At 71.7% G+C, this 21,023-nt stretch carries 22 protein-coding genes and 1 pseudogene; 13 read left to right on the plus strand and 10 right to left on the minus strand.

Translation table 11 applies throughout. The features are described 5' to 3' along the window. Positions 1-11: 11 nt before the first annotated feature. The gene (locus AAHG09_RS16850; RefSeq protein WP_342108602.1) at positions 12-2,204 is read right to left on the minus strand and encodes an FUSC family protein; all 2,193 of its coding nucleotides are present in this window, start codon (positions 2,202-2,204) and stop codon (positions 12-14) included. A gap of 591 nt (positions 2,205-2,795) precedes the next feature. Between AAHG09_RS16850 and AAHG09_RS16855 the strand changes: the two genes are divergently transcribed. The 9 genes and pseudogenes from AAHG09_RS16855 (at position 2,796) to AAHG09_RS16895 (ending at position 8,027) form a co-directional block, all read left to right on the plus strand. Then, positions 2,796-2,960, plus strand: a complete 165-nt coding sequence (locus tag AAHG09_RS16855; RefSeq protein WP_342108603.1) for a hypothetical protein — start codon at positions 2,796-2,798, stop codon at positions 2,958-2,960. A gap of 47 nt (positions 2,961-3,007) precedes the next feature. Continuing rightward, on the plus strand, positions 3,008-3,274 hold the full coding sequence (locus AAHG09_RS16860) for a hypothetical protein (protein WP_342108604.1): 267 nt from the start codon (positions 3,008-3,010) through the stop codon (positions 3,272-3,274). A 194-nt stretch (positions 3,275-3,468) separates the two neighbouring features. Further along, a pseudogene (locus tag AAHG09_RS31950) lies at positions 3,469-3,741 on the plus strand (class I SAM-dependent methyltransferase); the annotation flags it as partial. A gap of 62 nt (positions 3,742-3,803) precedes the next feature. Then, complete coding sequence (locus tag AAHG09_RS16870; RefSeq protein WP_342108606.1) at positions 3,804-4,157, plus strand: hypothetical protein; 354 nt, start codon at positions 3,804-3,806, stop codon at positions 4,155-4,157. A 175-nt stretch (positions 4,158-4,332) separates the two neighbouring features. Beyond that, complete coding sequence (locus AAHG09_RS16875; RefSeq protein WP_342108607.1) at positions 4,333-5,736, plus strand: ethanolamine ammonia-lyase subunit EutB; 1,404 nt, start codon at positions 4,333-4,335, stop codon at positions 5,734-5,736. Further along, positions 5,733-6,515: an ethanolamine ammonia-lyase subunit EutC gene (eutC, locus tag AAHG09_RS16880; protein ID WP_342108608.1), complete on the plus strand. Its 783-nt coding sequence runs from the start codon at positions 5,733-5,735 to the stop codon at positions 6,513-6,515. Before AAHG09_RS16875 ends, eutC begins: the two co-directional genes overlap by 4 nt. A 285-nt stretch (positions 6,516-6,800) precedes the next feature. Then, entirely contained in the window at positions 6,801-7,061 is a 261-nt protein-coding gene (locus AAHG09_RS16885) for a hypothetical protein (RefSeq protein WP_342108609.1), read from the plus strand. A gap of 61 nt (positions 7,062-7,122) precedes the next feature. After that, positions 7,123-7,311: a hypothetical protein gene (locus AAHG09_RS16890; protein WP_342108610.1), complete on the plus strand. Its 189-nt coding sequence runs from the start codon at positions 7,123-7,125 to the stop codon at positions 7,309-7,311. A gap of 80 nt (positions 7,312-7,391) precedes the next feature. Next, complete coding sequence (locus tag AAHG09_RS16895; RefSeq protein ID WP_342108611.1) at positions 7,392-8,027, plus strand: class I SAM-dependent methyltransferase; 636 nt, start codon at positions 7,392-7,394, stop codon at positions 8,025-8,027. Between the two features lie 20 nt (positions 8,028-8,047). Here the strand turns inward: AAHG09_RS16895 and AAHG09_RS16900 are convergent, their stop codons facing one another. Beyond that, entirely contained in the window at positions 8,048-9,424 is a 1,377-nt protein-coding gene (locus AAHG09_RS16900) for a cytochrome P450 (RefSeq protein WP_342108612.1), read from the minus strand. Positions 9,425-9,610: 186 nt separating this feature from the next. Between AAHG09_RS16900 and AAHG09_RS31955 the strand changes: the two genes are divergently transcribed. The 4 genes from AAHG09_RS31955 to AAHG09_RS16915 all read left to right on the plus strand — a co-directional run bounded on the left by AAHG09_RS31955 (position 9,611) and on the right by AAHG09_RS16915 (position 12,045). Continuing rightward, a complete protein-coding gene (locus AAHG09_RS31955; RefSeq protein WP_412760051.1) occupies positions 9,611-10,009 on the plus strand; it encodes a lysozyme inhibitor LprI family protein in 399 nt (132 codons plus the stop codon). A 273-nt stretch (positions 10,010-10,282) separates the two neighbouring features. Next, complete coding sequence (locus tag AAHG09_RS16905) at positions 10,283-10,552, plus strand: hypothetical protein (protein WP_342108744.1); 270 nt, start codon at positions 10,283-10,285, stop codon at positions 10,550-10,552. Between the two features lie 209 nt (positions 10,553-10,761). Beyond that, on the plus strand, positions 10,762-11,412 hold the full coding sequence (locus tag AAHG09_RS16910; RefSeq protein ID WP_342108613.1) for an NAD(P)-dependent oxidoreductase: 651 nt from the start codon (positions 10,762-10,764) through the stop codon (positions 11,410-11,412). A gap of 27 nt (positions 11,413-11,439) precedes the next feature. Continuing rightward, positions 11,440-12,045, plus strand: a complete 606-nt coding sequence (locus AAHG09_RS16915; RefSeq protein ID WP_342108614.1) for an SOUL family heme-binding protein — start codon at positions 11,440-11,442, stop codon at positions 12,043-12,045. A 207-nt stretch (positions 12,046-12,252) separates the two neighbouring features. Here AAHG09_RS16915 and AAHG09_RS16920 read toward each other — a convergent pair whose 3' ends face one another. From AAHG09_RS16920 to AAHG09_RS16955, 8 genes are all read right to left on the minus strand, one after another. Next, the gene (locus tag AAHG09_RS16920) at positions 12,253-13,542 is read right to left on the minus strand and encodes a D-serine ammonia-lyase (RefSeq protein WP_342108615.1); all 1,290 of its coding nucleotides are present in this window, start codon (positions 13,540-13,542) and stop codon (positions 12,253-12,255) included. Between the two features lie 97 nt (positions 13,543-13,639). Then, positions 13,640-14,923, minus strand: a complete 1,284-nt coding sequence (locus tag AAHG09_RS16925) for a TRAP transporter large permease (RefSeq protein ID WP_342108616.1) — start codon at positions 14,921-14,923, stop codon at positions 13,640-13,642. Next, the gene (locus tag AAHG09_RS16930; RefSeq protein WP_342108617.1) at positions 14,920-15,507 is read right to left on the minus strand and encodes a TRAP transporter small permease; all 588 of its coding nucleotides are present in this window, start codon (positions 15,505-15,507) and stop codon (positions 14,920-14,922) included. Before AAHG09_RS16930 ends, AAHG09_RS16925 begins: the two co-directional genes overlap by 4 nt. A gap of 28 nt (positions 15,508-15,535) precedes the next feature. Continuing rightward, positions 15,536-16,537, minus strand: coding sequence for a TRAP transporter substrate-binding protein (locus AAHG09_RS16935; RefSeq protein WP_342108618.1), 1,002 nt, complete (start codon positions 16,535-16,537; stop codon positions 15,536-15,538). Positions 16,538-16,665: 128 nt separating this feature from the next. Beyond that, positions 16,666-17,463: an enoyl-CoA hydratase/isomerase family protein gene (locus AAHG09_RS16940; protein WP_342108619.1), complete on the minus strand. Its 798-nt coding sequence runs from the start codon at positions 17,461-17,463 to the stop codon at positions 16,666-16,668. Next, positions 17,460-18,716: a CaiB/BaiF CoA transferase family protein gene (locus AAHG09_RS16945; RefSeq protein ID WP_342108620.1), complete on the minus strand. Its 1,257-nt coding sequence runs from the start codon at positions 18,714-18,716 to the stop codon at positions 17,460-17,462. The genes AAHG09_RS16940 and AAHG09_RS16945 overlap by 4 nt, the downstream gene beginning before the upstream one ends. A 14-nt stretch (positions 18,717-18,730) precedes the next feature. Continuing rightward, positions 18,731-19,873 carry an acyl-CoA dehydrogenase family protein gene (locus AAHG09_RS16950; protein ID WP_342108621.1) on the minus strand — a complete coding sequence of 381 codons (1,143 nt, stop codon included), beginning with the start codon at positions 19,871-19,873 and terminating at the stop codon, positions 18,731-18,733. Further along, positions 19,870-21,021, minus strand: a complete 1,152-nt coding sequence (locus AAHG09_RS16955) for an acyl-CoA dehydrogenase family protein (RefSeq protein WP_342108622.1) — start codon at positions 21,019-21,021, stop codon at positions 19,870-19,872. Before AAHG09_RS16955 ends, AAHG09_RS16950 begins: the two co-directional genes overlap by 4 nt. Positions 21,022-21,023 lie beyond the last annotated feature (2 nt).

The following is a 21,023-nucleotide window of genomic DNA, read 5'->3' on the forward strand; positions in this document are numbered from 1 at the left end:
CGCGGAAGGGCTTAACTTTTTAAAACCAGGACGGGCGCTTCCCCGCGGATCTCCCCCGGCCGCAGGGTCCCGACCAGCAGATCCACCTGGCTCACGAGCCGGGTGAGCGATTGCGCCCGGTTGCGGTCGGGCCGCTCCGGCAGGGGCCGGTCCTCGCCCAGGGCCGCCAGGGTCGCGGCGATCCAGGCCCGCCACGGCTCCGCCTCCGGGTCCACGGCCTCGGGGGCGTGCCGCAGCACGGTGAGCCGGGCGCTGATCCGGCGCAGGGTCGCGTCCGCCACCAGGGCGGATTCCACCTCCGGATGGTGGCCCGCCCGGGGCTGCTGCAGGGCCCGCGACAGGGCCGCCTCCAGGTCGTTGAGGGCGAGGCCGGTCGCGCGGGTGCTCGCCTGGATCGTGGCCTCCCGGTCCGGCCCGGCGCTCGCCCCGAGTTTCGCCCCCAGTACGGCCTCCGCGAAGGCCGCGTGGGCCTTGAGTGCGCGCCGCAACTCCTGGCGGACCTGATCGGGCTCCCAGATCGGCCAGAGCACGAGGCAGCTCGCCACCGCGATCACGCCGCCCAGCACCGTGAAGCCGCCCCGCATGGCGACGATCTCCCAGGAGCTGTGGCCGGGCTCGAGCAACTCCACCAGCAGCACCACGAGGGGCGTCAGGCAGGCGACGAAGAAGCCGTAGGAGATCTGGCGGGCCGCGAAGCCCACGATCGACAGCACGAGGATCAGCCCGGCCTCGGCGAGCGGGGTGGTGGCGTAGTAGGCCAGCACCGCGCCGATGAGGCCGCCCAGCACCGTGCCGCCGATCCGCTCCAGGGCCCGCTGCCACGTCGCCGCGTAGAACGGCTGCATGGTCAGCACCACGGTCATCACCAGCCAGTGCGTGAAGGCGCCCGCATAGGTCAGCGTCGCGGCGAGCGCCGGGGCCGCGACGGTGCTGGCCCGGAGCGCATGGCGCAGGTTCGGCGACGCGAAGGTGAAGTTCTGCCGCAGGGGGCCGACATAGCGGGTCCAGCGGTCCAGGCGGCCGCCCTCGGTCAGCGTGCCGCCGGGACGATAGCCCTCCGGGGTCGACAGCTTGGCGCCGATCCGCACGCGCCCGACGATCCGGTCGGCCAGCCCCGCCAGGGTCGGATCCTCGCCCAGGCCCTCGGCCGTCCGGGCGATCGAGTGCTCCAGGCGGGCGAGGTCGAGGGCGACATCGTCGCGGATCGCCCGCGCGATGGTCACCAGCAGGGGGCGCAGGCGGCGCAGGAAGAGTTTGGCCAGCGCCCGGCGGCGCGCATCGGGCCGGCTGTCGATCAGCTCGCCCACGGCGATCAACGCCGAAAAGATCTGCTCGGCGCTCTCCAGGCGCAGCAGCGCCTGGGCGGTGCGATCCGAGACGCGCTCCCGGGAGCGGGCGAGGTCGAGGATCATGGTCCGCGCGGTCTCGATGCTCGTGCGCACGCCGCGCCGGTGGCCGCGGGCGTGGCCGTCGAAGGCCTCGGTGTCGGGCTCCGGCAGGGCGACGAGCCGTTCGAGGTCGCCGCAGAGCCGCGCGAGGTCGCGCCAGACCTCCGCCACCGCCCGGTGGGCCGGCCGGTACGGGTGCAGCCGCCAGATCACCAGGGCCAGGAACGTCGCCCAGAGGCCGCCGGCCGCGAACATCACCACGGTGGTGCCCGCCTGTGCCAGGGTCAGCGGCCGGTCGAGGGCGATGCACAGCACCACCACCAGCACGTTGCCGGCGGCCTGCGCCTGCACGCTCCAGACGCGGGCATACGAGCAGGCGAAGATCAGCGCGCAGGCCACCGGGACGACCACCGGCAGCCCCAACGGCTGGATCAGGCCGAGCCCGGCCCAGAGCAGGCCGCCGAGGAACGAGAAGGCGGTGAGCACCCGCAGGCGCGCCCGCATCGGCCCGCCCGTGTCGCAGAAGCAGGCGAGGTTGGCGGCGAGCGCCATGGTCAGCAGCGGCGACCATTGCAGCCAGATGTTGATCAGGATGACGACGCCGAACGCGAAGGCGGCGCGCACGCCCTCCACGAGGCGCACGTTCCGCAGGTCGAGGCCGGTCGGCAGGCGCCGCAGGTCGGCGCCGGGCCGGTTCAGGCTGCCCCGGCCGGCGGCGATCCGGCGCCGGTCGCGTGCCGGCGCCGTGGGGCGGGAGAGTGTGGGACCCGGGGCGGACAAGCTCGGTCTCCGGACGCGGGCGTGACCGCCCGGCATGAACCTGCGCCCGGCCTGTCCGGATCCGCCCGGCCGCGCAAGCCCTTTCGTGCGCCGGGGCCGGCCTTCCCGCGCCGCTAGGGTGCGGGCGACCATCCGGGGCGGGATGGTCACGCCTGCGATGTTCCGAGCCGACGCGCTGAAGGCGACGGGAACCAACGACCGGGTTGGTCTGGCGTCATGCGGGCCCGTTTTCCGGGGCGCGCCGCCCGGCGCCTGTCCGTCATGGCGGTGGATCTCTGAGCGGGCACTCTCGCGGCCGGGTCAACCATTTGACCCGGCGCCGGTTGAGTCCTCAGGAGCACCGACACCCGGCATGCAGGAAAGGCACCGTGTCCTCGTCGCCAGCCCATCATCTGGAGCCGGATCGCGACGGGGCGATCGCAGCACACCGGGAGCCGGCGTCGCACGGCGCCGTGGCGGCTGAGGCCGCCGGACCTCGGTGGCCGCCTGGGCGCCGGCGCGGCATTGCCCAATGCGGCCCGGAGGCTCAAGATTCGGCCGGACTTCCGTCCGGGCACCCTGAGAAATTCCGGATTTGCCTCGCTCGACCGGCGCACCCGATGTCGTGATCGTCGATCCAGGAACGCGATGGTTTGGTTCAGTATCTTCTGGTTGATCTGCCTCACTGTCGTTCTGATAGAGGTGCTGCGCGCACCGACGCTCCCGCCCGACATCGACGCCGCCGATCCCGACGCCCCCCGCGATCCGCACCCGGCCGATCACGATGGCGAGCGCCACGATCCGCAGCCCTGACGTCGCCTCCGCGCAGCCCCGGAGGCCTGCGCCCACGACGGCGCCTCATGGCCCTTTACGGTGCGATCGGGGTGCTGTTGTTCCTCGTTGCCGCCGCCATTGCCTGCGCCCACAACCAGCTTATCCCCAAGCCCTTCGACCACGCCTTCTTTCTTCTCGGCTGCACCTTCGTGCTGGATAACTCAATCTCGCCCAATATGTTCGCGCCCGCTGGCTCGTTCTACTTCCTGGTCATCTTCGGGCTGTGGTTGGCGCAGGAAGCCAAGCCGGGAGATCTCCGGCTCGGCCGTTTACGGTCCGCCGGCAAGACGTGAGATCTTTGCGACCCTCCGCGGAAAAATCGGGATCTCTTCGGAGAAGCATGTCTATGGACGGGAAGTGGTCAGCGAATTTCCAGCCATGGGCCTTGCCCCGTCTTCCGGGGGAGTCGGACGAGGCTCTGACGGCGCGACGCAATCGCGCCTATTTCGAGTGGCAGGCCGGCAGTATCGCCGAATTCTGGCGGCGCATGGGTGAGCCTGTCGATCTCGCGTCCCTGAAGATCCTGGATTTCGGCTGTGGGCATGGCGCGCTTTCGGTCGATGCCGTGAAACGCGGTGCGGCCTCCGTCCTCGCGATCGATGTCGATCAGGAGCGCGTCGCATTCGGTGCGAGCCACGTTCGGGAAAATTTCCCGGATGCCAAAGACAAAATCACCTTCGTGTGTGACGATGTTTCCAACATTGTCGATCAGTATCGAAATCATTTTGATGTCGTGATCTGCAAGGACACGCTGGAGCACATCATAGACATCGACAAAGTGCTTCACGATGTCCTTGCGATGATCAAGCCCGGGGGCGCCTCGTGGTGGGGACGAGCCCGCTCTACTTCAGTCCGTTCGGCGATCACGGACGTTTCGTCGGGCGGTCCGTCCCGTGGATCAGCGTTCTGCCGGAGAGGCTGCTGTTCCCGCTGTCGCGGGCGCTGCTGAACAAGAACATACAGAGCGCGGCGGATGTCGGACTCAACAAGATCACGCCGATCGAGATTCGGGGGCTGATCGACAGCAACGCGCTGATCGTCGAACGTTTGCACTACAATGCCGGCGATAAGCCGATGTTGAAGATTTTCGATAAGTTGAGAAAATTTCGCGCCCTGGAGCGATATTTCACCGTCAGCGTCTATGCCGTTCTTCAGACGCCTGTGATGTATCTTTGAGCGATCGGTCCGGTTCAATCGGGTGAAGGCCCCCGATCCCGTCGGACGCTCATGGCCGCCTCGCAGGTCCCGGCGCGTTGTCCCGGGGCCAGGGGCGCCCGGCGCTCGTACGGCCGCCTTCGCAATCCAGCCGGACCGGTATACCTGACGGGGAACAGCTCGCCCGGAGCCGGCCATGGCATACGCGACGACGATCGAAGGCACGCGCTTCACCTTCCCCGACCTGCGCCGTTTGCTCGCCAAGGCGACGCCGGAGCGCTCCGGCGATCAGCTCGCCGGGCTCTGCGCCGAGGGGCCGGTGGAACGCCTCGCCGCGCAGATCGCGCTCGCCGACCTGCCGCTGAAGGCGTTCCTGGCGGAGGAGCTGATCCCTTCGGACGAAGACGAGGTCTCGGATCTCATCGCGCGCCGGCACGACGCGCAAGCTTTCGCGCCGGTGGCGTCGCTGACGGTGGGCGCGTTCCGCGAATGGCTGCTCGCGCCGGCGGCCGATGCGGCGGCGCTCGCGGCCCTCGCCCCCGGTCTGACGCCCGAGATGGTGGCGGCCGTCTCCAAGATCTGCCGGCTGCAGGATCTCGTGGCGATCGCCGCCAAGCGGCCGGTGGTGACGCGCTTCCGCTCCACGATCGGCCTGCCCGGCCGCCTCGCCACCCGCAACCAGCCGAACCATCCGACCGATTCCTCGGCCGGCATCCTGATCTCGGCCCTCGACGGGCTGCTGATGGGCTCGGGCGATGCGGTGATCGGCGTGAACCCGGCGACCGATTCGCTGCCGGACTACATCCGCATCGTCGAGCTCTTGGAGACCCTGCGCCTGCGCCTGAACGTGCCGACCCAGCATTGCTGCCTGGGCCACGTCACGGTGGCGATCGACGCCATGGCGAAGGGCGCGCCGGTGGATCTCGTGTTCCAGTCGGTGGCGGGCTCGCAGAAGGCCAATGCCGGCTTCGGCGTGGACCTCGCCGTCCTGCGCGAGGCCTCCGAGGCCGCCCGCGCGCTCGGCCGCTGCCCGGAGGGCGGGCAGGTCATGTATTTCGAGACCGGCCAGGGCTCGGCCCTCTCGGCCGACGCCCATTGGGGCGTCGACCAGCAGACCATGGAGGCGCGCGCCTACGCGGTGGCGCGGGAGTTCGATCCGCTCCTCGTCAACACGGTCGTGGGCTTCATCGGGCCGGAATACCTCTACAACGGCAAGCAGATCATCCGGGCCGGGCTGGAGGACCATTTCTGCGGCAAGCTGCTCGGCCTGCCGATGGGGGTGGACGTCTGCTACACCAACCACGCCGATGCCGATGGCGAGGACATGGACGCCCTGCTGACCCTGCTCTGCGCGGCGGGCGTCAACTTCGTCATCACCGTGCCGGGGGCGGACGACGTGATGCTGAACTACCAGTCCCTCTCCCACCACGATGCGGTCTTCGCCCGCGAGACCCTGGGCCGCCCGCCGGCCCCGGAATTCGAGGCGTGGCTGCGCGATGTCCGTATCACCGACGCGCAGGGCCGCCTCGCCAACGCGCCGGGCGAATTGCCCCCGGCGCTGGCCGCGGCGTCGCGCCTCCTGCCCGGGCGGGCGGCATGAGCGCGCCCGCCGAGCCGAAGCGCGCCGGCGCCCCGTCGCTGCGCGATCTGCGCGCGCTGACCCAGGCCCGCATCGCGCTGGGCGCCCACGGCGCCGGCCTGCCGACCCGGGCGGCGCTGGCCTTCGGGCTCGACCATGCCCGGGCCCGCGAGGCGGTCTGGACGCCCCTCGACGCAGGCGCAATCCGCGAGGCCCTGCGGGCCGAAGGGCTCGACTCGGTCGAACTCCGTGCCAACGTGGCCGACCGGGCCGAGTACCTGCGCCGGCCGGACCGGGGCCGGACTCTGCATCCGGAATCGGAGGAGGCGCTCGGCGGGCTCGGCCAGGGCTTCGATGTCGCCGTGGTGATCGCCGATGGGCTCTCGGCCACGGCGGTCGCCCTCAACGCGGTGCCGACCGCCGCCGCGCTCGCCGCGCGGGTGGCCCAAGCCGGCTGGAGCCTCGCCCCCGTGGCGGTCGTGCAGCAGGGTCGGGTGGCGATCGGCGATCCCATCGGTGCCCGGCTCAAGGCGCGCTGCGTCGTGGTGCTGATCGGCGAGCGGCCGGGCCTATCGGCCTCCGACAGCCTCGGCTGCTACATCACCTGCGCGCCGGAACCGGGATTGCCGGATTCCCGGCGCAACTGCATCTCGAACATCCGGCAGGACGGGCTCGCGGTCGAGGCGGCCGCCGACCAGATGGAGGCCCTGCTGCGGGCCATGATGGCGCAGGGCACCAGCGGGGTCGGCCTGCGCCGGGAGAGCCTCGCGGGTCCGCAGGCGATCCTCCCGGAGGCATAGGGCGCCGTCTCGCGCAGGGGGCGGATCGAGTCACGGTTTCGAAAGGGCGAGCCCTTTCGCGGGTCCAGGGCGGAGCCCTGGTGCCGGACTTCGTCCGGTATCGGGCTTCGCCCGCTCTCAGGGTTCCACCCTGAGCACCCGCCAAAGGGCTTCAGCCCTTTGGTAACCCGGTCTTCCGGCCTGCTGGCCGCGTCACCGCCTTCCGGTCGAGCCGCGGGGCACGAGGCTGCCGCTGAGGACCACCTTGCGGACCGGCTGGCCCGGACGCTCGGGATCCCGGCCCTGGTGGCGGGCGGCCCCGGGCTGCTGGCGCTCGCCAGCGGCATGACGGCGATCCTCGACGGCAGCACCGGCCGCCGCTACTGCGATCCGAGCCCGGGCGACATCGCCTCCGCGGAGGCGTGGCGCGCGCGGCAGCGCCGGCAGGCCGAGGACGAGGCGCGCGAGCGCGCGCTGCCCGCCCGGACCCGGCCCGGGACCCGGCGGTCGATCGGGCCGCCGCACCAGACGTCGCCAGCTCGACGCCATCGGGGGGATCCGGCATGACAGATTTGGCGAGGCGCGCCGCGCTGGCGCTCGGGTTGGGGCTCGCGTTGGCGCAGCCCGAATGGGCACAGGACGTCGGGACGCCGGCGGCGCCGACACGCTGGGCCAGACCGCGCCGCCGTCGACCCTGCCGCCCGGCACCGTCGACCTCGGCGACGTCCTGAGCCTGCTGGCGACCTATACGGGGCAGGGGGCCGTCAACCCGGAGCGCGTCAACGACGGCCCTAGGCGTTTGCCGGGGCGCCGTTAGACTCGTTCCCAGCCTGCGCATGCGCGCACCGGCCGTCGAGCGAGGCCGGCGCGCGTTCGGCTTAGCGAGTAGGATGGCCGATGACTCGGACTCTGCCGGACTTTCCGCCGGACGCCTTCGCGAAGTACGACCGCGATCCGGATCCCCTGTTCTACGCCCAGCCGCGCTTCGTCACCCATATCGATGACGGCGCCATCGCCGCGGTGACCGACCTGTATCGGGAGGTCGTGCCGCCCGGCGGCGACCTTCTCGACCTGATGTCGAGCTGGATCAGCCACCTGCCGGAGGATGTCGCCTATGCCGGCGTCATCGGTCACGGCCTGAACGCGGCGGAACTCGCCGCCAACCCGCGCCTGACCCGGTTCTTCGTTCAGGATCTCAACGCCGAGCCGCGCTTGCCCCTCGACGGGGCCTGTCTCGACGCGGCCCTGATCTGCGTCTCGGTGCAGTACCTGCAACAGCCCGTGGCGGTCCTGTCGGAGATCGCGCGCGTGCTGCGCCCCGGCGCGCCGGTGGTGATCAGCTTCTCGAATCGCCGCTTCCCGACCAAGGCGGTGGCCATCTGGAACGCCCTCGACGGCACAGGGCATGCCCAGCTCGTCGACCTGTACCTGCAGCGCGCCGGCTTCGCCCGCACCGAACGCCGGATCCTCAAGCCCGAGGGCGGCCCCGGCGATCCCATGACGGCGGTGATCGGCTGGACCGCCGCGGCTTAGAGGAACCGGGCCGCGCCGCGTCACGCGGCCCGGAGCAGGCGGAAGGTCGGGGACCGGTCCGGCCGGGTCGCGAACGAGCCGACCGGCAGCACCGGCGGGCCATCGTCGAGGACGAGGTCGTTGTCCCGCAGCAGCCGTGCCAGGACCAGCACCGCCTCCGACGTGGCCAGCTGCGCCCCGATGCACACGCGCGGTCCCGTGCCGAACGGCAGGAAGCCCTGGCGATCCGGCTTCCCGGGACCGAGGAAGCGCCCGGGGTCGAAGCGCTCGGGCGCAGCCCAGAGGCGCGGGTCGGTGTGCAGCAGGGTGAACGGCATCAGCACGATCGCCCCGCGCCGGACGGGGACGCCGCACAGCGCATGGTCCGCCACCGCCTGGCGTGCCGTCATGTAGGCCGGCGGGTAGAGCCGCAGCGCCTCGTCCACCACGGCGCGCGTGAGCGGCAGGGCGCCGACGGCCGCCCCGGCCCCGCCCGGCGACAGGTCCACCCGCCGCGCCTCCCGCCGGACGGCGTCGCGCCAGTCGGGCGCGTTGGCCAGCAGGTAGCAGGCCCAGAACAGCGTCAGGCCGGTCGTCTCGTGCCCGGCGAAGATCATCGTCGACACCTCGTCGGCCAGGAGATCCGCCTCCCGGTCCCCGTAGGCCTCCGACAGGAGATCGAAGAGGTCGCGCGGCGCCCCCGGGGCCTGCGCGGCCCGGCGCTGGGCGATGATCGCCAGGATCAGCGCCCGCCAGCGCCGGCGGAAGCCTGCGCGGCGGATCGTGGTGGGCGTCGGCACCCAGCGCGGCAGGATGAAGTCGCTGGTCCGCGGCCGCCCGATGCCGCCGGCGTAGGATTGCAGCAGGCCGCGCAGCTGCGGCCCGAAGACGTCGGTCTCCAGCGAGAACATGCTCGTGCAGGCGACGGCGAGGCTGAGATCCTGCATCACGGCGAGCAGGTCCACGGGCGCCCCGCGGGACGCCTCCAGCGGCCCGAGGGCAGCCTCGGTACAGGCCGCCATGTGTGGTGCGAGCAGGGTCACGGTGCGGGGCGTGAAGGCCGGGGCCAGGATCCGGCGCTGCCGGCGCCACGCCTGCCCCTCGCTGGCGGCCACGCCGCGCCCGATCAGGGGCCGGAAGATGCGGTCGCCGGCGGCGATGCGCCGGTAGAGCTCCGGGCGCGTCGCCAGCACGTCGCGTATCGCCTGCGGGCCGGCCGCTATGACGACGTCGCGGCCGGGCATCGGCAGCACGACCACCGCCTGTGCGCGGCACCGGGGCGGGAAGGCCGAATAGGCGTTGCGGCGCAGGCCGGCCAGGACGCCGAGGGCGCCCACGCGGTCCGGGGCCGGCGGCGGCATGGGCGGGATGAAGGCGGCTGGTCCGGGCCTGTCGGGCGCCGCCATGATGGTCTCCATCGGACTGTCCTCATCGCGGGCGGTGGCGGCCCTGCGCGTCCCCATAGATACCGATGCGCCGCCGTTTTGCGCGGGATCGGTTGACGCGTACGCACAGGGCGATCCCCTCGACTGCATCGGCAGGCCCAAGAAAACGCGGCACCGGGCCGCCGCCAAGGCCCGTGCCGGAGGGATCGAGCATGACGCGTGCCGGCCTCACCGCCCTGCTGCTCGGGTCCACGACCGCGACCGCCGAGGTCCCGGCACTCTGCGCGACCGCGCCCGACCAGGCGGAGGGGACGCTGTGCGCCAAGGCGCAAGCTGGATGCGGCCGAGGCCGGCCTCGCCCGGGCGCGCGACGCCCTGTGGGCCAAGCTCGATCCGATCGGGCGGCGCAACCTGGATCTGGCGCTGCAGGCGTGGCGCCGGTTCCGCGATCGCGAATGCGACCTTGAGACCGGCTCCGATGCCGAACACCCGGACAGGAACGGCACGATCCTGCCCATGCGCGTCGGGGATTGTGCCGCGGCCCTGACCGAGCGTCGGATCCGCGACCTGACGGACCAGCTGGCTTGCCCCGGCGGGGACCTGTCGTGCCCGCAGTGAGCCGCCGGGGCGAGTGGGTCAGCGCCATGGTCGGGGTGTCTCGGGCGACGTGCCGGGGCTCGCGGCACCGATTTCCGACAGGCTTGGTGCCGTTCAAGAAATATTCATCTCGGCGGGGCGGCGGCGGGCGACGGGATTTCACTGTTCGCGAAAGAACAAGCGGGCGGACGGCTGAATTTTTACGAAAATATCGGCCGGCACCTCTTCCGAGGAGCGCGCGCGTACTTACATCCTGCTCGCGGCGATAAGGCCGCGTTGGGAAAGATTACGATGATGAAGCGCGTCGCTGTGGCCGCTGTTGCGGCGAGTGCCCTTCTGGCCGCCGGTCAGGCTGCCGAGGCGAAGGGCTGCATCAAGGGTGCCATCGTGGGCGGCATCGCTGGGCACTATGCCGGGCATGGCGTGCTCGGCGCCGTCGGCGGCTGCGCCGCCGGCCGGGCCCTGGCCAACCGGCAGGCCCAGCGTCAGCAGGCTGCGCCGCCCGTGAACACCAACGGGACCGCGCGGCCCAGCCGGGGCGCCGGCGGCTACGTCAGCTACTGACATGATGCGGGCGCCGCGCGAAGGCGCGGCGCCCGTTCCGCGCCAAGCGCATGCCAAGCTGTAGGCCACCGGAAGACGCGGAAGTGTCGATCGCGTGAGCGCGCCGGCCACTCGCGCGAGCTTGGCCCCCAGGCAAGCAGCCGCATGGCGCGCAACCCGATGCGCCCAATCTACCTGTGTCCCTAAGGCTTCGTGCGTCCGGGGTTCACATGGCTCACGTCCTCGTCATCGGTGCCAGCCAGGGCATCGGTCTGGAAACGGTGCGGGCGGCCCTCGCTGCGGGGCATCGGGTGCGGGCCTTCGCGCGCTCGGCCGACAGGATCGCCCTGTCGGCGCCGAATCTGGAGCGCTACCCCGGCGATGCCCTGAGCCGGCACGACGTCGAGGCCGCGCTCGACGGCGTCGACGTGGTGGTCCAGGCACTCGGCGTGCCCATGCGGGATCTGCTCGGGCCGGTCCGCCTGTTCTCGGACGCGACCGGTATCCTCATCCCCGCCATGGAGGCGGCCGGTGTCCGGCGCCTGATCGCGGTGACCGGGTTCGGCGCTGGCGACAGCCGCGACGCGATCAGCCCGTTGCAGCGCCTGCCGTTCCGGCTGGTCTTCGGGCGCGCCTACGACGACAAGGACGCCCAGGAGATGCGCATCCGCCGCAGCACCCTGGATTGGACCCTGGTCCGTCCCGGAGTGCTCACCGGCGGGCAGGCGACCGGGCGCTATCGTGTCCTCGACGCGCCGTCCTCGTGGCGCAACGGGCTGATCGCGCGGGTGGATGTCGCGCAGTTCATCGTCGGGCAGATCGCGACGCCGGATCGGGTCGGCAAAGCTGTCGTCCTGATCGAGCGGGCGCTCCCGCTCTGAGGCCGGCTCGTCGAGGCAACCTGGATCATGGCCCTGGTGCTCTACTACCTCGTCACCCTGCTCGAATCCGTGCTCGGGATCTTCGGCGTGCGCGCGCTCTACGAGCAGCCCGCCTACACGGTGGTGCAGCGCCTGGACCATAACGTCGAGATCCGCGCCTACGCGCCACGGCTCGCGGTCGAGACCGACGCGCGGGGCCAGGGCGACGGCGCGGCGTTCGGGCGCCTGTTCCGCTACATCACCGGCGCCAACCGGGCCACCGGCCGCATCGCCATGACGGCCCCCGTCGAGACCGGCGGCCAGCGGGTCGCCATGACGGTGCCGGTGGAGCAGGATCCGGGCGGTACGATGCGCTTCTTCCTGCCGCGCACGGTCGCCGAGGCCGGGGCACCCGAGCCGACCGAGCCGGGCGTCCGCCTCGTCGAGGTGCCGGCGGAGCGCATCGCGGCGGTTCGCTTCTCCGGCCGGGTCACGCCCGAGCGGCGGGCGGCGCAGGAGGCCATCCTGCTGCGCACGCTGGCGGAGGCGGGCCTCACCGCGCATGGGCCGCCGATCTTCATGGGGTACGACCCGCCCTTCGCCATCCCGTTCCTGCGCCGGAACGAGGTGGCGGTCCGGCTGGAGCATGCGTGACGGGGCCCTGCCGTCATCGACCCCTTCCACCTGCCGGCTCGAGCCGCCTCAGTCATCGGCACGTCGACAAGCGGTGCCGCCAGGGGGGACTGCTGTTGCCGACCGGCCGACCGGATCGGGATGGCGCCCGCCCGCGGTGACGGATCCCCTTGAACGCGCGCCTCGCGGACCATCGCGGGCGTTTACCCATTTTTCACGTGAAAACCGTCAGGCCTGCGCCAGGGCCGCGGCGAACTCCGCATCCGGTAAATGCGCGCCGCCCGTTGTCCAGACCACGTGGGTGGCGGACCCGGCCTCCGCCGGCATCCCCGCGGCCAGGAAGCGGCTGAGCGCGGCGAAGCCGGAGGCCGCGGAGGGTTCGAGGCGCATCCCGGCGCCCGTCCAGAGGGCCTTCAGCCAGTGGAACAGGTCCGCGTCGGGCACCGTCACCACCGCGTCGATGAGCGGGCCGACGGTCCGGGCGACCAGCAGGGAGGCGCTCGCGACCGCGAGGCCATCGGCCGCCGTCCGGTTGTCGAGCCCGGCCTCGTAGACGCTGACCGGACGGTCGAGGCCCGCAGCGAGCTGCACCAGCATGCAGGGGGCGGCCACCGGCTCCACGAAGACCGGCCGCACCGCATCGCCGAACAGCAGCGTCAGGCCGAAGGCCACGCCCCCCGGCGCGCCGCCGACGCCGCAGGGCAGATAGACGAAGAGCGGATGCGCCCCATCGACCGCGATCCCGGCCGAAGCGAGCTGGCGCTGCAGGTCGAGGGCCGCCGCCGCGTAGCCGAGGAACAGGTCGACCGAATCCTCGTCGTCGACGAAGTGGGCGTCGGCGCGGTCCCGGAAGGCGTCCCGGGCCGTGGCGACCGCGAGGCCGTAATCCCCAGGATGCTCGACGACCCGGGCCCCGAGTTCGCGGAGGCGCTGCTTCTTCCAGGCCTTGGCATCGTGCGACATGTGCACCTCGACCTGGAAGCCGAGGGCGCGGCCCATCACGCCGACGCTGAAGCCGAGATTGCCGGTGCTGCCGACCGCGATCGTGTGCCGGGCGAAGAGTTCGCGGAAGGGTCCGGATGCGAACGCCGCGTAGGACAGGCCGGGCCGCAGCAGCCCCGCCGCCCCGGCCAGCGTCTCGGCATAGGCCAGGACCTCGTAGACCCCGCCCCGCGCCTTGATGCAGCCGGTGACCGGCAGATCGTGGTCGGCCTTGACCCAGACGGAGCCGGGCGCACCGCCGCGCAGGGTCCGGGCGAGATCGGGTCCGACCGGCAGCAGGGGCGAGTCGATCCGGCCCTCGTCCGTCCCATCGAACAGCGCGGCCAGGAGCGGCGCGAAGCGGCGCCAGCGCGCCTCGGCACCGCGCATATCGGCCTCGGAGAACGCCGACGCGGCCAGCACCGATGCGGCGTCCCGGCGATGCGGGTTGCGCCAGATCGTGGGCTCGGCCCGTCGCACCGGCGCCGGGATCGGCCCCTCACCGGAGGTCATACGCGGCTGGGCCGTGACGTCCATGGCATCCTCGGGTGCATTGGCGTGGGGCGGGCGCAATCCGGCCTAGCTGAACGTTTTCCGCCGCCATGTCACCGGCAAAACGGCCGCTCGGCGCGCCTCACATCGCCCCGAGCGCCCGCGGCAGCCACAGGGACAGGGCGGGCCAGTAGGTCACCAAAACCAGGAAGGCCAGCATCGTCAGCAGCCAGGGCAGCACCGCGACGGTCAATTCGGAGATGCCCATATGGGCGATCCCGCTCGCCACGTAGAGGTTGAGCCCGACCGGCGGGTGGCACAGGCCGACCTCCATGTTGACCGCCATGATGATCCCGAAATGGATCGGGTCGATCCCGAGCTTGATGGCGATCGGGAACAGGATCGGCGCCATGATCAGCAGGATCGAGGAGGGCTCCATCACGTTGCCGGCGATCAGCAGGATGATGTTGACCACCAGCAGAAAGACCAGCGGGCTGAAGTTCATGGCGATCAGCCACGCCGCCATCGTCTGCGGGATGTTCTCCGAGGTCATCAGGAACGAGAACAGCACCGCGTTGGTGATGATGTAGAGCAGCATCGCGCTCATGTTGGCGGAGGCGAGGAGCACCCGGGGCACGTCCGACAGCTTCAGGTCGCGGTAGACGAACACCGCGATGACGAAGGCATAGACCGCCGCGGTCGCGGCCGCCTCGGTCGGGGTGAAGATGCCGGCGTAGATGCCGCCGATCACCATCACCACGAGGAACAGCCCCCAGGCGCTCTCGCGGAACGCGCGCAGGCGCTCGGCCCAGGAGGCCCTGGGCATGCGCGGATAGCCCCGGCGCTTGGCGATCACGAAGGTGACGCCGGCCAGCATCGCCGACAGGACGAGGCCGGGCATCACGCCGGCCAAGAACAGGTTGCCGATCGAGGAATTCGTCGACACCCCGTAGAGGACGAGGATGATCGAGGGCGGCACGAGGATGCCGAGCGCCCCCGAGGTGGTGATCACCCCGGCGCCGAAGCGCTTCGGGTAGCCCTCCGCCACCATGGCGGGCAGGATGATCGAGCCGATCGCCACCACGGTGGCCACGCTCGACCCCGACACGGCGGCGAACAGCGCGCAGGCGACGACGCCCGCGAGGCCGAGGCCGCCCGGCCAGTGCCCGACCAGCGAGGTCGTGAAGGCGATCATCCGGCGCGCCACGCCGCCCTGGGCCAGGAAGTTGCCGGCCAGGATGAAGAACGGGATCGCCATGATCGAGAAATTCTCGATCCCGGTGAACAGCTTGAGCGCGACGCTCTCGATCGGCACCTGCGTCAGGGTGAACAGGAAGGTCAGCACCGTCAGGCCGAGCGCGATCGAGATCGGCATGCCGGTGAGCATCAGGGCGATGAGCAGCCCGAAGATGATCAGGCCGCTCATGCGGGGCCTCCCTCGCGACCGAGCTGCACCGGATCGACCCCCTCGACGATCGGGACGCCGTCGACATGGGCGTGGTCCCGGGCGGGGAGGTGCCCGGTCCTCCAGTAGCCCCAGGCGACCTGCAGGAAGCGGAAGCACATCAGGTAGGAGCCGAGCGGGATCGCGAGGTAGACGATCCAGCTCGGGATCTCCATGTCGGGCGTGGTCTGGTCGGTGTGGCCGATGCGCCAGACGAAATTGGCGCCGAGCGTCCCGACGATCCCGGTGAACAGGGCGCCCGCCGCGAGGCTGACCAGGACCATGACCCGGCGTGCGCCCGGCGGCAGGCGGTTGACCAGCACGTCGACGCCGACATGGATGCCGGTGCGCACGCCGTAGGCCGCGCCGAACTTCGCGACCCAGATGAACATGTAGATGCACAGTTCCTGCGACCAGCCGAAGTCGATCCGGTCGGTGTAGTCCTGCAGCGCCGGGATGCCGGAGAGGAACCGGTGCACCACCGTGGCGAAGGTGATGACGGTCGCGGCCGCCATCAGCGTTCCGATCAGCACCTCTTCGAGCCGATCGAGGAGTTTCAGAAACATGGTCGGTCCGGGCGCTGCCGCGGCGGGATCAGTTGTTCGGCGCCGCCTCGGCTTCCTTGTTGAGCGCCGTGACCAGATCCTTGCCGACGCGGGAGGCCATCTCGCGCTGGACCGGCGCCAGGGCCTTGCGCCACGCGGCGTTCTCCGCCTCGGTCGGCGTGTAGACCTCGGTCTTGCCGGTGGTGCGGATGTCGGCGAGCGCCTGCGCGTTCTGCTTGTCGGCGATCTCGTGCTCGTAGGCGGTCGCGTCCTTGATGGCGCCCTCGAGCGTCGTGCGGATGTCGGCCGGCAGCCCGTCCCAGAAGCCCTTGTTCACGATCACCGCGTAGCCGATGTAGCCGTGATAGGTCAGCGTGGCGTGCTTCTGCACCTCGTTGAGCTTCTGGGTCGTCACGTTCGAGGGCGGGTTCTCCTGGCCGTCGACCACGCCGGTCTGCAGCGCCTGATAGAGTTCGGAGAAGGCCAGCACCTGGGGCAGCGCGCCGAGCTGCTTGAACTGCGCCTCCAGCACCTTCGAGGACTGGATCCGGAACTTCAGGCCCTTCACGTCCTCGGGGGCGTGCATCGGCTTGTTGGCGGTGAGGATCTTGAAGCCGTTGTCCCAGTAGCCGAGGCCCTTGATCCCCTTCGATTCGAGCTTCTTGAACAGGCCCTGGCCGATCGGCCCGTCCTGCACGCGCCGCAGCACCTGCTCGTTGGGGAAGATGTAGGGCAGGTCGAAGGCCTCGAACTCCTTCACGCCGAGGGGGCCGAACTTGCTCGTGGACGGCGCCAGCATCTGCACGGCACCGAGCTGGAGCATCTCCACCTCTTCCTTGTCCTTGTAGAGCGTGCTGTTCGGGTAGATCTCGACCTTGACCGCGCCCTTGGTGCGCTCCTCGGCGAGCTGCTTGAACCGCTCGGCGCCCTGGCCCTTGGGCGTGTCGGTGGTGGTGACGTGGCTGAACTTGATGACGATCGGCGTCTGCGCCGCAGCCGGCGCCGCGAGGGCGAGCGCGCACACGAGCGCACCGAGAATCCGAGCCGTCATCGCGTCCTCCCAGACTTGAACTCCGCGTCGCTGCGCGGATTGAATTTTGGATAGACTTGCAGGTGAGCGCCGCGACGACAAGCACGAAAGTGTGATGACCGGGGGACGATGGCGTTCGCGCCGATGGTTCAGCCCTTGTCGCGCCCGCCGATGAAGGCCTGCACGGCCTCCCGGTGCTCGGGCGTCGCGGTGACGACGGCGTAGTGCGAGGAGATCAGGTCGAGGTTGGTGCGCAGGTCGTTGCGCATCCCCTGGTAGACCGCCCGCTTGATCAGGCTCAGCGTCAGCGGCGGCGCCTTGGCAATCTTGCGCGCCAGCGCCGCCACGGCCGGCATCAGGTCCGCGTCGGCGTGGACGCCGTTGACGAGGCCGATCCGCAGGGCCTCGTCGGCGTCGACGAAATCGCCGGTGAAGAACAGCTCCAGCGCCTTCGCGGTCCCGACGAGGCGGGGCAGGAAATGGGCGCCGCCGGCACCCGGGACGAGGCCGACCTGCACGTAGGTCTCGGCGAAGCGGGCGCTCCTGGCGGCGAAGCGCAGGTCGCACATCAGGGCGAGGTCGAGGCCCGCGCCGGTGGCGACCCCGTTCAGGGCGGCGATCACCGGCTTGTCGAGATCCTCCAGCGTCAGCGGGATGCGCTGGATCCGCCCATAGAGCTCCTCCTTGCGCCGGGCCGGCGGCTGGTCGAGGCGTTCGCCCATCTCGACGATGTCGCCGCCGCTGCAGAAGGCCGAGCCCGCCCCGGTCACCACCACGACGCGGATCGCCGCGTCGGTGCGGCAGCGCTGCAGGGCCGCCGTCCAGGCCTCGATCATCGGGAAGGTGAAGGCGTTCTTCCGCTCGGGCCGGTTCAGCGTGATCGTCGCCACGCCGTCGGCGACGGAGAACAGCAGATCCTCGCCGGCGTCTCGGGTCTCGGTGCTCATCGGGCGGCCTCCAGGGGCGCGGTGTCGGGCTTGTCCGGCGCGTCGATCAGGGCGGCGATCTCGGCCGGGTCGAGCCCGGCCTCGGCCAGGACCTCGGCGGTGTGCTCGCCGTGCCGGGGGGCGTGGCGGCGGATCGCGAAGCGGCTGCCGCTGAATGAGACCGGCCGGCGCATGGTGCGGTAGCGCCCCTCGCTCGGGTGCTCGGCGCTGCCGAAGAAGCCCACCGCCTTCAGGTGCGCGTCCTCCGGCAGGTCCTCCAGGCCGAGGACCGGCATGCACGGGATGCTCACCGAATCGCAGAACGCCACCCATTCGGCGGTGGTCCGGCGCGGCGCCTCCTCCTCCACCAGCGCGTAGAGGATCTCGATGTTCTCGACCCGCACGGCGAGGGGCGCGAAGCGCGGGTCGTCCACGAATTCGAGCCGGCCGGTATGGATGAAGAAGTCGCGCCAGTTCCGGTCCGAGTAGGGCAGGATGCAGGCGTGGCCGTCGCGGGTCCGGTAGGGCTTGCGCCGCGGGCTCAGGACCCGGTTGAAGCCCGGCGGGCCGAGCGGCGGCTCGAAGGCATAGCCGACCATGTGCTCGACGAAGTTGAACTCCACCATGGTCTCGAACATCGGCACCTCGACCGCCTGCCCGCCGCCGCCGGCCCGGCGCTCGTAGAGGGCGGCGAGGATCGCGCAGGCGATGGCCTGTCCGGCGATCTTGTCGCACAGCACCGTGGGCAGGTAGCCGGGCTGGCCGGTGGCGGCGGCCTGGAGCGCCGCGAGGCCGGAGCCCGCCTGGATCAGGTCGTCGTAGGCCGCCTTGTGGGCATAGGGACCGTCGGCCCCGAACCCGTAGGCGCCGCAGAAGACGATGTCGGGCTTGAGCGCGCGCACGCGCGCGTAGCCGTAGCCCAGGCGCAGGATCGCGTCGGGCCGCATGGAGTGCACGAAGACGTCGGCCGTGGCGATCAGCCGGTCGAGGGCGGCCCGCGCCGCGGCGCGCTTCAGGTCGAGGCGGACGCTGCGCTTGTTGCGGTTGAGGTGCAGGAAGTTGCCGCCCATCCCGGCGCCCCGGGCCGGCCGGTAATGCCGGAAGGAATCGCCCTCCGGCGTCTCGATCTTGATCACGTCGGCGCCGAGATCGGCCAGGATATGGGTTGCCGAGGGCCCCATGATCACGCTGGTCAGGTCGACCACCCGCACGCCCGCGAGGGGCCCAGGCTTGTTCGTCTCAGGGGGGTGAGTCTCGGCGGAAGGATCCGGCACGCCTGTCTCTCCTGTCAGCCGGCGCCGCCGCGCAGGCGGACCAGCATCGGCCAGAGGGCCGCGCCGCCGCCCGCGCAGACCGCGCGCCCGATCCGTTCCTGCCAGAGGGCGTCGGATCCGAACTCGTCGCGCCAGGACCACAGCCGCCGGGTCGCGCGGTGGAGCGGGTGCTCCTGGGTGAAGCCCATCGCCCCGTGGATCTGATGGCCGATCGCCGCGACATGGCCCGCCGCCTCGCCGCAGCGGGCCTTGGCGATCGCGGTGGCGAGGCCGAAGCGCGGGTCGCCCCAGCAGGCGGCGGCAAGGTCGGCGGAGGCGGTCGCCGCCGCGACGTGGCCCGCGGCCTCGGCCAGCATGTGCTGGATCGCCTGGAACTTGGCGAGCGGCCGGCCGAATTGCTGCCGCTCCTGCGCATGATCGAGGGCGGAGGCGAGGCAGGTCTCCAGGGCACCCACGATCTGCTGCGCCCGCACCCAGGCGCCGACGGCCTCGACGGACGGCACGCCCGCTCCGGTGGCCCAGTCCGGCGCGGCCCGGACGTCGTCGGCCGGGACGATGCAGCCGGTCAGGTCGAGGGTGTCGCGGGGCTCGCCGGCGAGGTTGCGGTGCGTGCCGCAGAGCGTGCCGGGCGCGGCGAGCCGCACGAGCTGCGGGGCGCCGGCTGCGTCGACGGCGTCGAGGAGGAGGGTCGCGGCCGAACCGCCCCAGGGCACCTGCGCGACCCGTCCGTCCAGGACGAAGCCGTCGGCGTGCGGCGCGAGCCGCAGCGGGCTACCGCCCGGGACCAGCGACAGGGCGTCCTCGCCCACCTGTCCCCCCGCGGCAGCCCAGAGCGCCGCGCCCGCGACGGTCTCGGGCAGCGGCAGGGGCAGGGCGGCCCGGCCGCAACGCCGGATCAGCCGGGCGGCGGTCGGGGCGGCGAGGCCGATCCCGCCCTCCGCCTCGGGCACCAGCGCCAGCGGCAGGCCGCCCTCGGCGAGCGCCGCCCAGAGATCCGCCGGCCAGAGATCTGCCGCCCTTGCGGCCGTGTCCGCGGCCCCGTCGCAGGCCGCCAGCAGCGCCGGCGTGAGGTGCTGGGCGAGCAGCCGATCGACCTGATCGAGGACGATCCCGTCGACCGCGTCGCCGGCCTCCGCCGCGTGGTCCGTCCGGCTCATCGCAGTCCCAGCCCCCGGGCGATGACGCCGCGCAGGACCTCGCGGGTCCCGCCGCGCAGGGTGAAGGACGGCGCCCGCAGGGTCACGCCGCCCAACGCCTCGCGGAAGGCGTCGCCCTGCGCGGTGAGGCTCGGCTCGACCGGCACGAGCCGCCGGGCGATCTCCGGCACCGCGCGCTCGAAGCCGTTGCCGACATCCTTGACGAGCGCCGCCTCGACGCCCGGCACGACGCCCTGGTCGAGGAGGCGGGCCACCGCGGCCGACATGCCCAGCAGCGCGGTGAGCTCGGCCACCATCCGCCCGGTCTCGACCGCCTGGAACCGGTCCGGCTCCGGCCCGATCCGGTCGACGAGTTCGACGAGCAGCCGGTAATCCGACAGGAAGCGGTCGGGCCCCGAGCGCTCGAAGGCGAGTTCCTCCGTGACGAGGCCCCAGCCTGCACCCTCCGCGCCGACCATCATCGCGTCGGGGACGCGGTAATCGGTGAAGAACACCTCGTTGAACTCGTGATGGCCCGACAGGTCGAGGATCGGCCGCACCGTCACCCCGGGGGCCGCCATGTCGATGATGAACTGGGTCAGCCCGCCGTGCCGGTCCGGCCCGGGCTCGCCCGTCCGGACCAGGGCCAGCAGGTAGTCGACCTGATGGGCGTTCGTCGTCCAGATCTTGGAGCCGTTGATCACCCAATCGTCGCCGTCGCGCACCGCCCGGGTCCGCACGGCGGCGAGGTCCGAGCCGGAATTCGGCTCGCTCATGCCGATGCCGAAGGCGCAGTCGCCCCGGCAGATCCGCGGCAGGATCGCCCGCTTGGCCGCCTCGGTGCCGTGCCGCAGGATCTGCGGGCCCGACTGGCGGTCGGCGATCCAGTGTGCGCCGCAGGGCGCGCCGGCCGCCAGCATCTCCTCGGTGACGACGAAGCGGACGAGGCCGGAGCGGGCGTGGCCGCCATAGGCCTCCGGCAGGGTCAGCCCGATGAAGCCCGCCGCCCCTGCACGCCGGCTGAAGGCGGCGTCGAAGGTCGTCCATGAGGTCCGGTGCGGCACGAAATGCCCAGCCGCCCGTTCCGTGTCGAGGAAGGCGCGGACGGCTGCGCGGGCGGCCTCGGTCTCGGGCGGAAGCGGCTCGGCGCTGAAGCGGAAGCTGTGCATCG

Origin of the sequence: Methylobacterium guangdongense, from assembly GCF_038442355.1 — a bacterium.
Classification (GTDB): domain Bacteria; phylum Pseudomonadota; class Alphaproteobacteria; order Rhizobiales; family Beijerinckiaceae; genus Methylobacterium; species Methylobacterium guangdongense.

Bases quoted from the DNA above. Each gene is read 5' to 3' on its own strand.
- AAHG09_RS16895 (WP_342108611.1), top strand. From the start codon at position 7,392: ATGACTCGGACTCTGCCGGACTTTCCGCCGGACGCCTTCGCGAAGTAC.
- AAHG09_RS16900 (WP_342108612.1), bottom strand. From the start codon at position 9,424: ATGGAGACCATCATGGCGGCGCCCGACAGGCCCGGACCAGCCGCCTTC.
- AAHG09_RS16935 (WP_342108618.1), bottom strand. From the start codon at position 16,537: ATGACGGCTCGGATTCTCGGTGCGCTCGTGTGCGCGCTCGCCCTCGCG.
- AAHG09_RS16890 (WP_342108610.1), top strand. From the start codon at position 7,123: ATGGGCACAGGACGTCGGGACGCCGGCGGCGCCGACACGCTGGGCCAG.
- AAHG09_RS16905 (WP_342108744.1), top strand. From the start codon at position 10,283: ATGAAGCGCGTCGCTGTGGCCGCTGTTGCGGCGAGTGCCCTTCTGGCC.
- AAHG09_RS16875 (WP_342108607.1), top strand. From the start codon at position 4,333: ATGGCATACGCGACGACGATCGAAGGCACGCGCTTCACCTTCCCCGAC.
- AAHG09_RS16955 (WP_342108622.1), bottom strand. From the start codon at position 21,021: ATGCACAGCTTCCGCTTCAGCGCCGAGCCGCTTCCGCCCGAGACCGAG.
- AAHG09_RS16950 (WP_342108621.1), bottom strand. From the start codon at position 19,873: ATGAGCCGGACGGACCACGCGGCGGAGGCCGGCGACGCGGTCGACGGG.
- AAHG09_RS16925 (WP_342108616.1), bottom strand. From the start codon at position 14,923: ATGAGCGGCCTGATCATCTTCGGGCTGCTCATCGCCCTGATGCTCACC.
- AAHG09_RS16850 (WP_342108602.1), bottom strand. From the start codon at position 2,204: ATGCCGGGCGGTCACGCCCGCGTCCGGAGACCGAGCTTGTCCGCCCCG.
- AAHG09_RS16920 (WP_342108615.1), bottom strand. From the start codon at position 13,542: ATGGACGTCACGGCCCAGCCGCGTATGACCTCCGGTGAGGGGCCGATC.
- AAHG09_RS16910 (WP_342108613.1), top strand. From the start codon at position 10,762: ATGGCTCACGTCCTCGTCATCGGTGCCAGCCAGGGCATCGGTCTGGAA.
- AAHG09_RS16860 (WP_342108604.1), top strand. From the start codon at position 3,008: ATGGCCCTTTACGGTGCGATCGGGGTGCTGTTGTTCCTCGTTGCCGCC.
- eutC (WP_342108608.1), top strand. From the start codon at position 5,733: ATGAGCGCGCCCGCCGAGCCGAAGCGCGCCGGCGCCCCGTCGCTGCGC.
- AAHG09_RS16930 (WP_342108617.1), bottom strand. From the start codon at position 15,507: ATGTTTCTGAAACTCCTCGATCGGCTCGAAGAGGTGCTGATCGGAACG.
- AAHG09_RS16915 (WP_342108614.1), top strand. From the start codon at position 11,440: ATGGCCCTGGTGCTCTACTACCTCGTCACCCTGCTCGAATCCGTGCTC.
- AAHG09_RS16940 (WP_342108619.1), bottom strand. From the start codon at position 17,463: ATGAGCACCGAGACCCGAGACGCCGGCGAGGATCTGCTGTTCTCCGTC.
- AAHG09_RS16855 (WP_342108603.1), top strand. From the start codon at position 2,796: ATGGTTTGGTTCAGTATCTTCTGGTTGATCTGCCTCACTGTCGTTCTG.